The sequence below is a fragment of the Corynebacterium uberis genome (genome assembly GCF_020616335.1).
Lineage (GTDB): Bacteria > Actinomycetota > Actinomycetes > Mycobacteriales > Mycobacteriaceae > Corynebacterium > Corynebacterium uberis.
Window position 1 is genome coordinate 2,275,913 of record NZ_CP085051.1, and the last position, 13,266, is coordinate 2,289,178.

A 13,266-nucleotide genomic window follows, 5' to 3' on the forward strand; every position below is an offset into this window, starting at 1 on the left:
GTGTGGCACCTTCCAGCTGGGTATTTAGGCCATTAGTGCCACACAATATCACGAGAATTTACACAGGGTCTTGCGGTAAAACACAGATTGTGAAACCCGGTCCGGGTACACCCGCGGCGCCTCATCAACGAACATCCGCTGCGCGCCCATCTTTTCCATCGCCGCGCAGGATCGCGCATTATCGACGTCCGCGCGCAGCCACACCTCCCGAACCCCTGCGGCGGCGAGCTCGCGAAACAATCCCTGCTTGAGCACGGTATTTACTCCGCGCCCGCGCCACTGCGGGGCAACCCAGGTAAAACCCATGGTCACCCGCTGCGCAGCAGCATCCGCGTCATAGATAGACGAGCATGCCACCGCTTCCCCACCCCGCCACAACCCGAAGGTCTGGCGCTGCGGGTCTGCCGCGACAAACTCCGACAGGGGGAAGGGGCTGCGGGTGAAGTAATAGAAGGTCTCCTCCCGTGCGGCTGCGGGCACCGTCGCTTCGATGTCCGCGATGAGCGCGGGGGCGTCGATAAGCGCGAAACGGTACCCGCCTTCGGCGGTGAACCTAGCGGGAAGAGTCGGCCATGACATCGTGGAGCACAATCGTCTGATCGCGGCCCGGGCCCACACCAATGTAGGAGATGCGTGCCCCGGACAGCTCCTCCAGGCGGCGGACGTAGGCCTGCGCCTTTTCCGGCAGATCCTCGAAAGTCTTGGCCTGTGTGATGTCCTCATCCCAGGCGGGCATCGTCTCAAAGATCGGCTGGGCGTGGTGGAACTCGGACTGGGTCAGGGGCATCTCATCGCAGCGGGTGCCATCGACGTCATAGGCCACGCAGATGGGGATCTCCCCAATGCCGGTGAGCACGTCCAACTTGGTCAAGAACAGGTCCGTAAAGCCGTTGACGCGCGAGGCGTAGCGGGCAACCACCGAGTCATACCAGCCGCAACGGCGCTTGCGCCCCGTGTTCACACCGATCTCCCCGCCGGTGGTCTGCAGGAACTCGCCCCACTTATCAAACAGCTCCGTGGGGAACGGGCCCGCACCAACGCGCGTGGTGTACGCCTTGACAATGCCCAGCGAGGACGTAATCCTCGTCGGCCCCACCCCGGAACCCACGCACGCCCCGCCCGCGGTCGGATTCGACGACGTGACAAAGGGGTACGTGCCATGGTCCACGTCCAGCATGGTCGCCTGGCCGCCCTCCATGAGCAGATGCTTGCCCTCATCCAGGGCCTTGTTCAGCACATACTCGGCGTCAATGACCATGGGACGCAGCCGATCCGCATAGGACAGGAAGTACTGCACAATCTCCTCAGCGTCGATGGCGCGCCGGTTATACAGCTTGATCAGCGTCTGATTCTTCACATCCAGCGCCGAGGTGATCTTCTGGCGCAGGATCGACTCATCAAAAATGTCCTGCACCCGCAGGCCCACCCGCGACACCTTATCCGCGTACGTCGGGCCGATACCGCGGCCGGTGGTGCCGATGGCACGCTTGCCTAAGAACCGCTCCTGCACCCGGTCAAGCACCTGGTGATACGGCGCCACCAGGTGGGCGTTGGCGGAGATACGCAGGCGGGAGGCATCCGCGCCGCGGGCCTCCAAGCCATCAATCTCGTCGAACAGCGCCTCCAGGTTAATCACCACGCCGTTGCCCAGGATCGGGGTGGCGTTCTCACTGAGCACGCCCGCGGGCAGCAGCTTGAGCTCATACTTCTCGCCGCCCACAACCACCGTGTGCCCGGCGTTGTTGCCGCCATTGGGCTTAACCACGTAGTCCACCTGGCTGCCGAGGATGTCGGTGGCCTTCCCCTTGCCCTCATCGCCCCACTGAGCGCCGACGATCACAATTGCAGCCATGCTTGTGTGTACCTCTCTTTGTGCACTGCTCTTTTTCGCATCTTTTCGCACTGCGCGAACGCCGGTAATCCTACTACGGGTGCCCCCGGGGCCCTACCCGTGCGGCGCGGGGCGCGGGACACAGGCGGGAGCACGGGGCGCGGGCGGTGCCTGGATCCGCAGCCCGTCACCGCCGCTCCCGCTAATCTCACACAGTTGTGCCCACCGGCCCGATCCTTGTGAGATTAGACCCCCGCTAATCTCACAAGGTTTCGCCGTTTTGCGCATTTCGTGTGAGATTAGGGGCCCTCTAAATTAACAAACCGCAGGTCGGCCCGATTGGGGGCGTGGAGGGAATCTCACAATCGGATCGACCCTAATAGGGATATACTATGCCAGTCCATAGTAGTGCCTGTTGATTGTGCTGCGCCACACCACCGCCCACCCAGCCGGCCGCTCCAGCGGCTACGTCGCTTCCTAGGATGGCTGTTATGCGCGTGATCGTTCTGTGCTGCGGCACCCCGGCCCCTGCCCCGCTTGCCCATTCCTCGGCGCAGGTCCACCTCGTCGATGCCATCCCTACCCGCGCACAGCTGCGCATCGTCGACGATGCCGCCCACGATCTGCTGCCCGTCGATCCGACGCCAAGCCTGGCGGACATCCAAGCCCGCCCCGACGTCCCCCACTTAGGCACACCCGGCCCCGCGCCGCAGGCCCCATACCTTCCGGAGCCCCTGCGCATCATCGTCCACGGTTCCGACGCCGCCCTCAGCGCCGTTCTTACTCGCCTCATGCGTGCCGACGCCCTCTTCGCCGAGGTTGCCTTCGTCCCCACCCAACCGCACTCCACGGCCGCGGCCACCTGGGGCATCGACGGCACCTGGGCCCAAGCACTCACCGGACACGTTCACCCCATCCCCACCATCCGCACCGACAAGGGCCAGGTTGTCGCCGGAGCAGCCGAGCTGACCCACGCCGGCGACGAACAATTCCTTGGCGAGGTCATCGTCGACGACGCCACCTTGCTCCTGCGCACCGAAGACTCCGACTCACCCGGCCGCCCCCGCTACGGCACCTACGGGGCGCGCATCGTGCCAACTATCGACGCCCCCGGGCTCGCCGCCGCCGTCATCAACACCGCAGCGCAGCCCCCGGCACGCCGTCTCTGGCAGCCGGAAACCCCCGCCCACAACGTGGACGCAGCAAGCCTGCGCACCGGCCGCGCCGTCCAGTGCGGAGGCCGCGACATCATGGTCACCCTCGACGGCGTGCCCGCGCCCCGCCCCGTCACGCGCACAACTTTTTACCGGCACCTGCGCGACACTCAGGCGGTGCGGCCGGCTGCCTCCGACCACTAATGCACGGAGGCGGTTACTCGCACCCCGTAAGAAGGGATACGCATTTCCCCCATGCGGATCGGGCGTTCAGCCCTTAGCCCCAGCCGGATTAATCGCCAAACGACCATCTACTAAATTGCCTGATTAGCGCGGCCGACGCGTGTAGTTTTCCACACAGAACCAAGGCACTACGTGGCGCTTCCCCCGAATAGTACCACCTCTATCCCGTCAGGGTAAGTTCCATATATCAAGTACATAGACTCGCGCCGTTCTCCCTGCTCATTACGCCAGGTCACAGGAACGAGCACGGCACACTTTTCTCCGGATTGCACATTATTTTCCGCCCAGGAAATAACCTCTAACACATTTTCGGCACCAGTACAGCGGTATTTTCTTGTTGAGAATCTAAACTCGGGTTCATCAAGAACCTCCCGCTTCCAAAAGGTTACCAAATACTCCGGGGACCTTAGCTCGCCTGACACATCATCATCGGGCATGAGAGCACGTACATCGTCATCTTTTTTAATATGCATTCCGCTTCCTCACTGAACTATGACATAAATGCAGTCTATATTTGACTATATAGGTCTTCTTATCGATACAAGGCGACATAACTGCGGGGACGGGCGCTTGTGCTGTTGTACGGTGGACACAATTTCTAGCTGTAGCCACGGATCGCCTACAGAGGACAGCACCATGCACCTGCTTTTTACCTACCCCCGCTTCGAAGCCTACTGCTTAGTGCTGCAGTTCATCCTGGCGTATCTTGCCTACTTCGGTGTACACCAGCACGTGCTAGCGGCCTATATCCTTCTCTCAATCGTGGGGACCGTATCGTGCCTGGCGTACCGCGGCGTGCTCGCCATCCTCGGTGTACGGAGCATTCCGCTGGCCTCAGCACCCGGAGTCGCGGCGACCATCGTAGGCGCGCTGCTGTGGGTGAGCGTTGACAATGGCATCGGAACGGCCCTCGTCCTCCCCCTCGGAATAGGACTGCTGGTGGGCGGCGTCCTATGCACCCACGCTTGACCGCAACGGCCTGCTAGTCCTCACCCATATCCCACACCTCCGGCGGATACGCCGGGGTGGCAGAGGTGGGAGCCAGGACCGCCAGCGCAGATTCGCGCGACATGCCGCACACGCGCAGCAGGTCAACCAGCAGGGAACGCGACTGCGCCAGGATGGAGTAGGCGGACAGGACGCGGCCTTCGGCAACCTCCGGGACCATGCGCGCGCCGAGTTGGCGCAGCCGGTTGACCAGCTCGGGAATCTCGGCAGCCTCGCTGCCTTCCCGCCCCTTGGCGTAGAGCTCGGACATGGCCAGGGTGATGTCACTGAGCTCGTCGATAATGGCGATCTGTTCGTCGGAGACCCGGTCGCCGTCTTCGCCCATGACCATCGCCCGCCGGGCAAGCACCCGGGTGTTGCGGATGGAATTGTCCACCGGTGCCAAAAGCCGCTCCAGGGTGCGCACCTTGCGCCTGCTGCCCCACATCAGCGGGGAGATCGTTGCAGCCTCGCGCCCGCCGCGGGCGGCGGCAAGCATGGCATTGATGTCTCCTTGAGTACCGCGCACGGCGTGGAGTGCTTCCCGCAGGGTTTTCGCATCGCCGGCACGCAGGGCGTCGGAAACATCTTGCAGCACCGACGAGACGATCCCCAATATTTTGGATACCTCAAGCCTGCCCTGATTGAGCGGGTTGTTGGGCATCACCGCGATGACCAGCAGGCCCACCACCGACCCAATGATCGCGTCGATCATGCGGTCCGGTCCGGCCGCCCCGGTGGGGGATGCGCCGCCTGGGGGCATGATGGTGGCCAGCAGAATGGAGCCGATGGCTACCTGGTTGTTTACCAGGGGCGAGGAGGAGACAAAGGAGGCCACGAGCAGGGAGGCGCACACGGCCACGGTGATCTGCCAGGCCCCAGCTCCGAGCTCCGGGACGATGAGGTCTCCTAGCCCTACGCCCAGGACGCAGCCGAACGACATCTCCAGGGCCCGCTTCATGCGGTCTCCTCCGGACAGTCCCAGGATGATCACGGCGGAGATGGGGGCGAAGAAGGGCACGCGGTGGCCGAAGAGTTCTTGGGCGACCCACAAAGAAAGCCCGGCCGCGATGGCGGCCTGGGCGATGGGGAAGGCCCGCTTGCGCACGCGGCGGTAGCGGGCCTTGAGGGAGGAGTCGAGTCCGCGCAGGCGGACGAGGGTAGACATTTTCTCCATCGGCATGGGCTCTAGCTTAAACCGATGGAGCCGTGCTCCCGAACGGTTGTGTTACTTGCTCAAGGTGGTGCCCACGGAGTGCAGGTCGGTGCACGCCTCGATGATGCGCTCGGACATGCCCTGCTCGGCCTTCTTCATGTAGGAGCGGGGGTCGTAGGCCTTCTTGTTGCCCACTTCGCCGTCGATCTTGAGCACGCCGTTGTAGTTTTCGAACATGTGGGACACGATCGGCCGGGTGAACGCGTACTGGGTGTCGGTGTCCACGTTCATCTTGATGACGCCGTAGCGCAGCGCCTCTTCGATCTTTTCCTTCTCGGAGCCGGAGCCGCCGTGGAAGACAAAGTCGAAGGGGTTCTCATCCGCGCCCAGGCCCAGCTTCTTGCGGGCGACCTTCTGGCCTTCGTCGAGGACCTCGGGGCGCAGCTTGACGTTGCCCGGCTTGTACACGCCGTGAACGTTGCCAAAGGTGGCGGCCAGCAGGTAGCGGCCGTTTTCGCCGGTGCCCAGGGCGTCGATGGTCTTTTCAAAGTCCTCAGGCGAGGTGTAAAGGTTGGCGCCGGCCTTGGCCTGCACGCCGTCCTCTTCGCCGCCGACGACGCCGATTTCCACCTCGAGGATGATGTTGGCGGCCTTGGCCTTGGCCAGCAGCTCCTGGGCGATGACCAGGTTCTCATCGATCGGGATGGCGGAGCCGTCCCACATGTGGGACTGGAACAGCGGCAGCTCGCCGGCGTCGACGCGCTCCTGGGAGATCTTGATCAGGGGGCGGACGTACTCGTCGAGCACTTCCTTCTGGCAGTGGTCGGTGTGCAGTGCGACGTTGATGCCGTAGTGCTTGGCGGCCTCGTGGGCGAAGGCGGCCAGGGCGCAGGCGCCGGCGACCTTGTTGTTGACGGCCAGGCCGGATCCGAAGGCGGCACCGCCGGTGGAGAACTGGATGATGCCGTCGGACTCGGCCTCGGCAAAGCCCTTGAGAGCGGCGTTGATGGTCTCCGACGAGGTGCAGTTGATGGCCGGGTAGGCAAAGCCACCCTTCTTGGCGCGGTCGAGCATCTCGTTGTAGATCTCAGGGGTTGCGATGGGCATGAACACTCCTCCGTTTAGGGTGCCGGGGTTATCTTCGCTGTCACGCCCGTCTGGTGTGACGAGCGGGCTTGTCCCCGATTATGCCAAGTTCCGGCCGCATCCGCTGCCCGCGTGGCTCGTACACCCCCGCCACCGCCCCCACACAACCAGACATGTTCGGACATATTCGGGCGTTACGGTGCCGGAATAGCTCACCTGCACCCGCGCGGGCGTCGTTAAGTGAAATAAGTCACACTGCACGCCGAATTCCCTCAGCGGGGCCAAACGCCTAGTCTGGGGACACTATGAATGATGTTGTTACCACCCTGGCCCTCGGCCCGGACTGGATGGACCCGATGTACTTGCTCAGCGGATCGGGCCCGTTTGGATCCTTCATCCTTCCGGGCATTGCGGCCATCGTGTACATCGAATCCGGCCTCCTGTTCCCTCTGCTCCCCGGCGATTCGCTGCTGTTTACCGCCGGCATGCTCTCCGTCCAGCATGACCCGTTTGCCCACCTGTGGACGGTCATCCCCACCCTCATGCTCGCCGCGTTCCTCGGCGACCAGACCGGCTACTGGATCGGCCGCAAGTTCGGCGACGCCCTCTCGCGGCGCCCCGACGGCAAGATCTTCAAGCAGGAATACCTGCGCCAGTCCCACGAGTTCTTTGAAAAGCACGGCCCGATCACGGTGATCATCTGCCGCTTCGTGCCCATCGTGCGCACTTACGCGCCGCTGGTCACCGGCATGTCCCGGATGCATTACCGCACGTTCATCACCTTCTCTGCCATCGGCTCGACGCTGTGGGGCGGCGGCGTGACGCTGCTGGGCGCGTGGCTGGGTCACTATGACATCATTCGCAACAACATCGAGGCGATTTTCCTGCTCATCGTCTTCATCTCGATCCTGCCGGGCATCTACGGCGGCGCGCGCAGCCTCATCGCCGCGCGCCGCAACTCCTAAGCCCCACTTTCACTACAGTCCCATCTTTCACACCCGTCACACCCCCGGATGATTGCCTTTACCCACACACACGGGTAGCGTCATCCGGGTACTTTTATCTACACAACAGAAAGTGGGGTAGCTCGCTTTGCGACGCCGCGTTTCCCTCGCCACCACCCTCCTCGCGCTGAGCACCGCCACCGCCGCACTCACCGGATCGCTCGCCGGCACCGTCGCCAGCGCCGACGACGCCCACCGCGGCAGCATCGTCACCTTCGGCGACTCCTACTCCGCCAACCCCGACCAAGTGCACAACGAACTGCGCGGCATGGTCGGCCCCATCGGCGACTGGGCCCGCAACTACCCCACCAACGCCGCCGGCTGCCTGGCCGCCCCCAACAACATCCCCGGCAAGCTCGCCCAAAAGACCGGGCGCGCGCTCCACGACTGGTCGTGTGTGGCCGACACCTCCGGCTCCATGCTCCCGCGTCTCGACGCCGCCCTCGCCGCCGGACACATCTCCAACGACTCCACCGTCGTCTTCGCCCTGGGCATGAACGACTACGGCGGATTTGGGCTGCGCGACAACAAGGTCAACATCTTTGACCCCATCGCCGTCAACGGCGCCTACAAGCGCAACCTCCACGCCGCCGCAGACAAGATCCGCGCCGTGGCCCCCGGGGCCCAGATCATCATCTCCGGCGCCATCCCCACCACCGACCGCGACACCGCCATCTTCTGCGCCGTCAACGTGGTGCCCAACATGCCCGCCGGCGTGCCCGTGCCCTACCTGCGCGACGTGGAAAACTGGAACCGCGACAACCAGCGCCAGGCCGCCGCGGAAATCGGCGCCACCTACGTGGAGATGATCGACGGCGCCCGCGGCCACGAGACCTGCGGCCCGGACGCCCAGCGCTTTGTCGCCGGGTTCATTGACACCACCACCCCCAACTACACCATGTCCGCGCACCCCTCCGACCTGGGCTCGGAATACGCGGCAAACACGGTGGTTGCCCACTTCTAGGCGCTAGTGGCTAGCGGCCCCAGCCCCACCGCCTCCCGGCCAGCCGCACTGAGCCGGAAGCGGAGGGGCTTTTTTGTCACCTCGGTGACCAGGCCCTTTTCACGCAATTCTTCAGTGCACTTCCGTATTGTCGGTCTACTCTTATTCACCGCCCCGATAAGCTCCTGGATCCCTATCGCCTCAACATCTCTGAATAATTCAGCTTGCGCAAGAACAAGTAGAACAGTCTTTACATTCACGTCTTCAATACCCAAGTGTGCAATGCTATTTCTAGCCACATTTAACAGACGTAAGTATTCTTCAAGCTCCTTGATTACATCTCGACCACCGCGTTCGAGTATATTCAATAACTCACCAATAAAAGTTGTCACGTCGCCGCAATTGAGCGGATGCTCAACATTTCTAAATGCACGATAATAGTGGTCTTTACGCTGGGCTAACACAACAGACACCCGGGGCAAAATGAGCTGAGGCAATGACTCTGCCAGGGCAACACTAAGAAGGTATCGGCCAGTCCTACCATTTCCATCATAGAACGGATGTATGTATTCGAATATGAAATGGCCAGCCAATGCTCGTACAAGCGCCGGAATGTGGGGGTCGGCCGATTGCTCGAGCATAATATTTAGACCTTGAACGATTCGTGCTTCAGTCGGCGCACCCGTGTGAATGACCTTCATTCCGCTAGTTATGTAAACCTGTTTTGCGCGAAATAATTCCCCATCAGGTCGATCATCCTCCCCAATTTCGTCTGCCGCTACATCCTCATACGCCTGTCGAAGGTCTGCCAACGAAACAGGAGCTGCAGCATCTCCTCGACCAAGCTTCTGATAACGACGTACCGCCTCTGCGAACCTCCCTCGAGATTTCGTATCAGCAGTATCGAGTACTTGAGCAATTTCTCGACGGGTTGATTTCACAGCTTCAATTTCATTCGTTGCCTGTATCTCGTCAACGATAGTCTTACTGGCATACTTCCATCGTGCTACACCAGGTAACTCATGCCACAGGCGCTGCGCTTGCCATGCCCCCTTCAAGACCTGTTCGATGGAGGTAACGATCTCCGGAGTCATGAGGCAGAACATCTCTCCACCCGGAAGCTGGAGGTCCCACCGTATGGCCGCAGGGGACGAGCGCCGCAACGATTCCTCTTGCCGAGCATCCCGCTCGCCACGACTATGGAAGATCGATTTCAGCGTTGCGTACGTCATCTAGCCTGCATCTCCAAAATTTTCACATAGACTGCCGCCTGCATGGATCTATTTTAAAATATTGGCCAGTTTTTTAAAATAGCCCTCGCGCTACCGCCCCGTTAGAGGTCTAACTCCCGACTTACCCGCGCGGCGGCCTCGATGAGCATCCAGCCGGATAGCTGCACCGACAGGTCGCGCTCGTCCACCCGGATCATCCCGGAGCTATGCGCCAATGACCCGGCGCCCAGCCCGTAGTTGTGGGGCAGCCGGGCGTCGGCGGTCCAGTCGGTGCCAAAGATCGGCAGCCCGTCCACCTCCAGGCGGTGGGCCCACACGCTGTCCGCGGAGGCGATGACCAGCTTGGTGGCCAACTTCTTAGTGGCCTTGTTCGCGGGGCTATCCGCGGGCAGCCGTACGGCGACGTCGGCGAGGTAGCGCACCAGAATGCCCTTGAACAGTCCGCCGTCGCCCTGCCCTGTCTGCGCATCGATCACGCCGGCTGGGGTGGCCATGTGCCGCGCGACGGCCTCCACGATGGAGCGGATGGCCATGATGTAGGGCATGGAGTCATCGGCACGCTCCGCCTCGTCGACGGTGCCAATGGATTCATCGCTATCAAACCCGGCGCGCTGGCGCAGCCGCAGCGCAATTTCCAGGCACGCCCCCACCGTCACTCCCTGGCAGTAGGGGTGAATGTCGCGCACCAGCTCGGGGCCGTGCATGCGCATGCGCAGCCCGTCCATGATCAGCCCGTCATCATCGATGAGGGTGTCCAGGATCCAGTCGACGATGTGGATCGCCTGGTCCAGCCGGCCGGTGCGCGCCATCATGATCGCGGCGGGGCCGTTGGAGGGCACGTTATAAAACGTCTCCCCCACCCGCCACGGCAGCACGCCCGTCAGCCCGTCAATGCCGTTGACGATGTCCTGCTCGAGGCCCTCCAACTGCCGGGGCCGGTTCAGCTTGCGCAGCGCGCCCATCCGCCCGAGCGCCAGCGCCAACCAGGCCTTGTCATCGTAGTAGCGGTTGCGGGTCAATCGGCCGCCGTTGCGCACTCGAATGCCACGCACCGTGTTGGTGATGCGCACCCGCCGCGTTCCCGTCGAGCGCCGCCAGTACGCGTCGAGCAGGCAGTCCAGGTAGTGCGCCTGCCACCAATAGTGCCAGCGCACAAAGGAGGATTCCTTGGTGGTGGGCGGCCAGGCGGTCACCGCCAGGTTCGTCCGCGGGGTCCCCCACACGCGCGCAGCGTGGCGCTCATTAATGGCAGATTCTGAAAGATCCGCGCGGTGTGCCCATTTTTCCTGCACTACTTGCCTCCGAAGGATGGAACGCGTTGTGGCCGTCCACGTCAGTCTAGCCGCCCCCGTGTCCTAGACTGAGCCCCATGCGTGAGTGGTTTCCGGTGGTCATTATTGGGGCCGGTCAGGCTGGATTGTCCGCGGCTGGAGAGCTGGCGCGCTCCGGGTGGCTGCCCGGGCAGGATTTTGCGCTTCTCGACGCCGCCGACGGCCCCGGCGGTGCGTGGCGTCACCGTTGGGATTCCCTGACGTTGGCGCGCGCGCACCGGGTCGCGGACCTTCCCGGGTTCCCCCTGGGGCAACCCGACCCCACCACGCCGGCCTCCCGGGTCGTCGCAGACTATTACGGCGCCTACGAACACCGCCTGGACCTCGGCGTCATCCGGCCCGCCACGGTCACCACCGTCACCGGCGTTGACCCGCACACCCTGCTTGTGGAGTTCTCCCACGATGGCGTGCCGCAGCAGGTGCGTACCAGCCGGATTATCAACGCGACGGGCACGTGGACGCAGCCGTTCTGGCCGGCGTTTCCCGGCCGGGAGAGCTTTCGTGGCTGGCAGCTGCACACCGCGGACTACCGGAGCAAGGAGGACTTTCGCGGCAAACGCACCCTGGTCATCGGCGCCGGGGCCAGCGCGGTGCAGTTCCTGCTTGAGTTAGCCCCCGTCACCGACACACTGTGGGCGACGCGGCGTCCCCCGCGCTGGAGCAGCACGCCTTTTGACGACGCCTGGGGAAGGGACGTCGAAAAGCGGGTGCTTGCCCGCGAAGTTGCGGGACTGCCGCCGCGCTCCGTGGTGGCCACCACCGGGCTTGCCCTGACCCCCGAGGTGCGCGCGGGCCTGGAGGCCGGGATCCTCACCGCCCGCCCCATGCCCCTGCGGCTGCACCCGACGGGCGCGGAGTTTGCCGAGGGCTTCGAGCCGCTCGACGTGGTGTTTTGGAACACGGGCTTTCGCCCCGCGCTGCGCCACCTCGCCCCGCTGCGGCTGCGCGAGCCCGGCGGCGGGATCCGCATGCTCGACGAAGTCCGCGTGGCGCGCGACCCGCGGGTGCTCCTGGTGGGCTACGGATCGTCCTCCTCCACGGTGGGCGCGCGGCGGGCCGGACGCAAGGCTGCTCTCGCGGTGCGAGCTACCACGCAGCGCTAAGGTCAGCGTGCTGGCGCACCCAGGCGTGCATGGCAATACCCGCAGCCACCCCGGCATTGATGGACCGCGTCGAACCAAACTGCGCGATCGAACACGTCAGCTCCGCACCCGCCTGCGCCTCGGGCGTAACCCCCGGGCCCTCCTGTCCGAAAAGCAGCAGACACCGCCGCGGCAGCCGCGTGGTCTCTAGCGGCACGCAGCCCGGAGTGTTATCAATGGCCACCACGTGAAGATCCTCCGCGCGGGCAAACTCCATGAGCTCGGCCGTGCTGGCATGGTGGCGCAGCCGCTGGTAGCGGTCCGTGACCATGGCGCCACGCCGGTTCCACCGCCGCCGACCCACAATGTGGACGGTGTCCACCGCAAACGCGTTGGCGGTGCGCACCACGGTGCCAATGTTGGCATCGTTTTCAAAGTTCTCAATGGCGATGTGCAGCGGATGACGCCGCGTATCAATGTCCGCGATGATCGCCGCCCGGGTGAGATAACGGTAGGCGTCCACCACGTTGCGGCGATCACCAGCACCCAGCAGCTCCGGGTCATAGCGCGGATCCTGCGGAACCGGCACCCCCGGATGCTCCTCGGCCCACGGCCCCACCCCGTGGCGCCCCTCACCCCATTCGGTCGGGCCCGGTACCTCAGGCAAGCCCCAGGTCCTCCAGGCCGAGCAGGAAGCGATACTCCAGGCCCGCATCCGCAATCACATCCGCAGCACCCGTCGCCCGGTCCACCACGGTGGCCACACCCACCACCTGCGCGCCGGCCTCCCGCAGCGCCTCCACGGCGGTCAGCGGGGAGTTGCCGGTCGTGGTGGTGTCCTCCACCACGAGCACCTTCTTACCCACGATGTCCGGGCCCTCGATGCGGCGCTGCATGCCATGCTTCTTGGCCTCCTTGCGCACCACAAAGGAATCAATATCGCGCCCGTCCGCGTGCATGATCGCGGTGGCCACCGGGTCCGCGCCCAGGGTCAAGCCACCGACGGCGTCAAAATCCCAATCCGCGGTGGCCTGGCGCAGCAGCGCCCCAATCAGCCTGCTCGCCCGGTGGTGCAGGGTGGCGCGGCGCAGATCCACGTAGTAGTCCGCCTCCTTGCCGGAGGACAGGGTCACCCGGCCGTGGACCACGGCGAGCTGTTTGACCAAGCCGGCAAGTTCCTGGAGTTGAGTCTCATCGACGCTGGGAGTTGTCATGCC

General features: G+C 63.8%; 14 protein-coding genes. 5 read left to right on the forward strand and 9 right to left on the reverse strand.

Features of this window, described 5'->3' with window-relative positions; all coding sequences use genetic code 11:
• Window positions 1–48: 48 nt before the first annotated feature.
• A complete protein-coding gene (locus LH390_RS10395; RefSeq protein WP_227281391.1) occupies window positions 49–579 on the reverse strand; it encodes a GNAT family N-acetyltransferase in 531 nt (176 codons plus the stop codon).
• On the reverse strand, window positions 554–1,852 hold the full coding sequence (locus LH390_RS10400) for an adenylosuccinate synthase (RefSeq protein ID WP_227281390.1): 1,299 nt from the start codon (window positions 1,850–1,852) through the stop codon (window positions 554–556). The genes LH390_RS10395 and LH390_RS10400 overlap by 26 nt, the downstream gene beginning before the upstream one ends.
• A gap of 470 nt (window positions 1,853–2,322) precedes the next feature.
• Here LH390_RS10400 and LH390_RS10405 point away from each other — a divergent pair, with 470 nt between their 5' ends.
• A complete protein-coding gene (locus LH390_RS10405; protein WP_227281389.1) occupies window positions 2,323–3,189 on the forward strand; it encodes a hypothetical protein in 867 nt (288 codons plus the stop codon).
• 167 nt (window positions 3,190–3,356) lie between these two features.
• On the opposite strand, the gene LH390_RS10410 is transcribed toward LH390_RS10405, so the two are convergent.
• A complete protein-coding gene (locus LH390_RS10410; RefSeq protein ID WP_227281388.1) occupies window positions 3,357–3,701 on the reverse strand; it encodes a hypothetical protein in 345 nt (114 codons plus the stop codon).
• Window positions 3,702–3,864: 163 nt separating this feature from the next.
• Here LH390_RS10410 and LH390_RS10415 point away from each other — a divergent pair, with 163 nt between their 5' ends.
• On the forward strand, window positions 3,865–4,197 hold the full coding sequence (locus LH390_RS10415; protein ID WP_227281387.1) for a hypothetical protein: 333 nt from the start codon (window positions 3,865–3,867) through the stop codon (window positions 4,195–4,197).
• A gap of 13 nt (window positions 4,198–4,210) precedes the next feature.
• Here LH390_RS10415 and LH390_RS10420 read toward each other — a convergent pair whose 3' ends face one another.
• Window positions 4,211–5,398: an FUSC family protein gene (locus tag LH390_RS10420; RefSeq protein ID WP_227281386.1), complete on the reverse strand. Its 1,188-nt coding sequence runs from the start codon at window positions 5,396–5,398 to the stop codon at window positions 4,211–4,213.
• A gap of 45 nt (window positions 5,399–5,443) precedes the next feature.
• Window positions 5,444–6,478, reverse strand: coding sequence for a class II fructose-bisphosphate aldolase (gene fbaA / locus LH390_RS10425; RefSeq protein ID WP_227281385.1), 1,035 nt, complete (start codon window positions 6,476–6,478; stop codon window positions 5,444–5,446).
• 284 nt (window positions 6,479–6,762) lie between these two features.
• Between fbaA and LH390_RS10430 the strand changes: the two genes are divergently transcribed.
• The gene (locus LH390_RS10430) at window positions 6,763–7,422 is read left to right on the forward strand and encodes a DedA family protein (RefSeq protein WP_227281384.1); all 660 of its coding nucleotides are present in this window, start codon (window positions 6,763–6,765) and stop codon (window positions 7,420–7,422) included.
• Between the two features lie 127 nt (window positions 7,423–7,549).
• Entirely contained in the window at window positions 7,550–8,425 is an 876-nt protein-coding gene (locus LH390_RS10435) for a GDSL-type esterase/lipase family protein (RefSeq protein ID WP_227281383.1), read from the forward strand.
• On the opposite strand, the gene LH390_RS10440 is transcribed toward LH390_RS10435, so the two are convergent.
• Together LH390_RS10440 and LH390_RS10445 are read right to left on the reverse strand one after the other, a co-directional pair.
• Entirely contained in the window at window positions 8,422–9,498 is a 1,077-nt protein-coding gene (locus tag LH390_RS10440) for a Fic family protein (RefSeq protein ID WP_227281382.1), read from the reverse strand. The genes LH390_RS10435 and LH390_RS10440 overlap by 4 nt on opposite strands.
• A gap of 239 nt (window positions 9,499–9,737) precedes the next feature.
• Window positions 9,738–10,928, reverse strand: coding sequence for a glycoside hydrolase family 76 protein (locus LH390_RS10445; protein WP_227281381.1), 1,191 nt, complete (start codon window positions 10,926–10,928; stop codon window positions 9,738–9,740).
• Window positions 10,929–11,005: 77 nt separating this feature from the next.
• Between LH390_RS10445 and LH390_RS10450 the strand changes: the two genes are divergently transcribed.
• Window positions 11,006–12,070 (forward strand): NAD(P)-binding domain-containing protein, encoded by a 1,065-nt coding sequence (locus tag LH390_RS10450; RefSeq protein WP_227281380.1) that lies wholly within the window; start codon window positions 11,006–11,008, stop codon window positions 12,068–12,070.
• Here the strand turns inward: LH390_RS10450 and LH390_RS10455 are convergent.
• Complete coding sequence (locus LH390_RS10455) at window positions 12,054–12,764, reverse strand: TrmH family RNA methyltransferase (RefSeq protein ID WP_227281379.1); 711 nt, start codon at window positions 12,762–12,764, stop codon at window positions 12,054–12,056. The genes LH390_RS10450 and LH390_RS10455 overlap by 17 nt on opposite strands.
• Window positions 12,709–13,263: an orotate phosphoribosyltransferase gene (gene pyrE / locus LH390_RS10460; RefSeq protein WP_227281378.1), complete on the reverse strand. Its 555-nt coding sequence runs from the start codon at window positions 13,261–13,263 to the stop codon at window positions 12,709–12,711. Before pyrE ends, LH390_RS10455 begins: the two co-directional genes overlap by 56 nt.
• Between the last annotated feature and the right edge of the window lie 3 nt (window positions 13,264–13,266).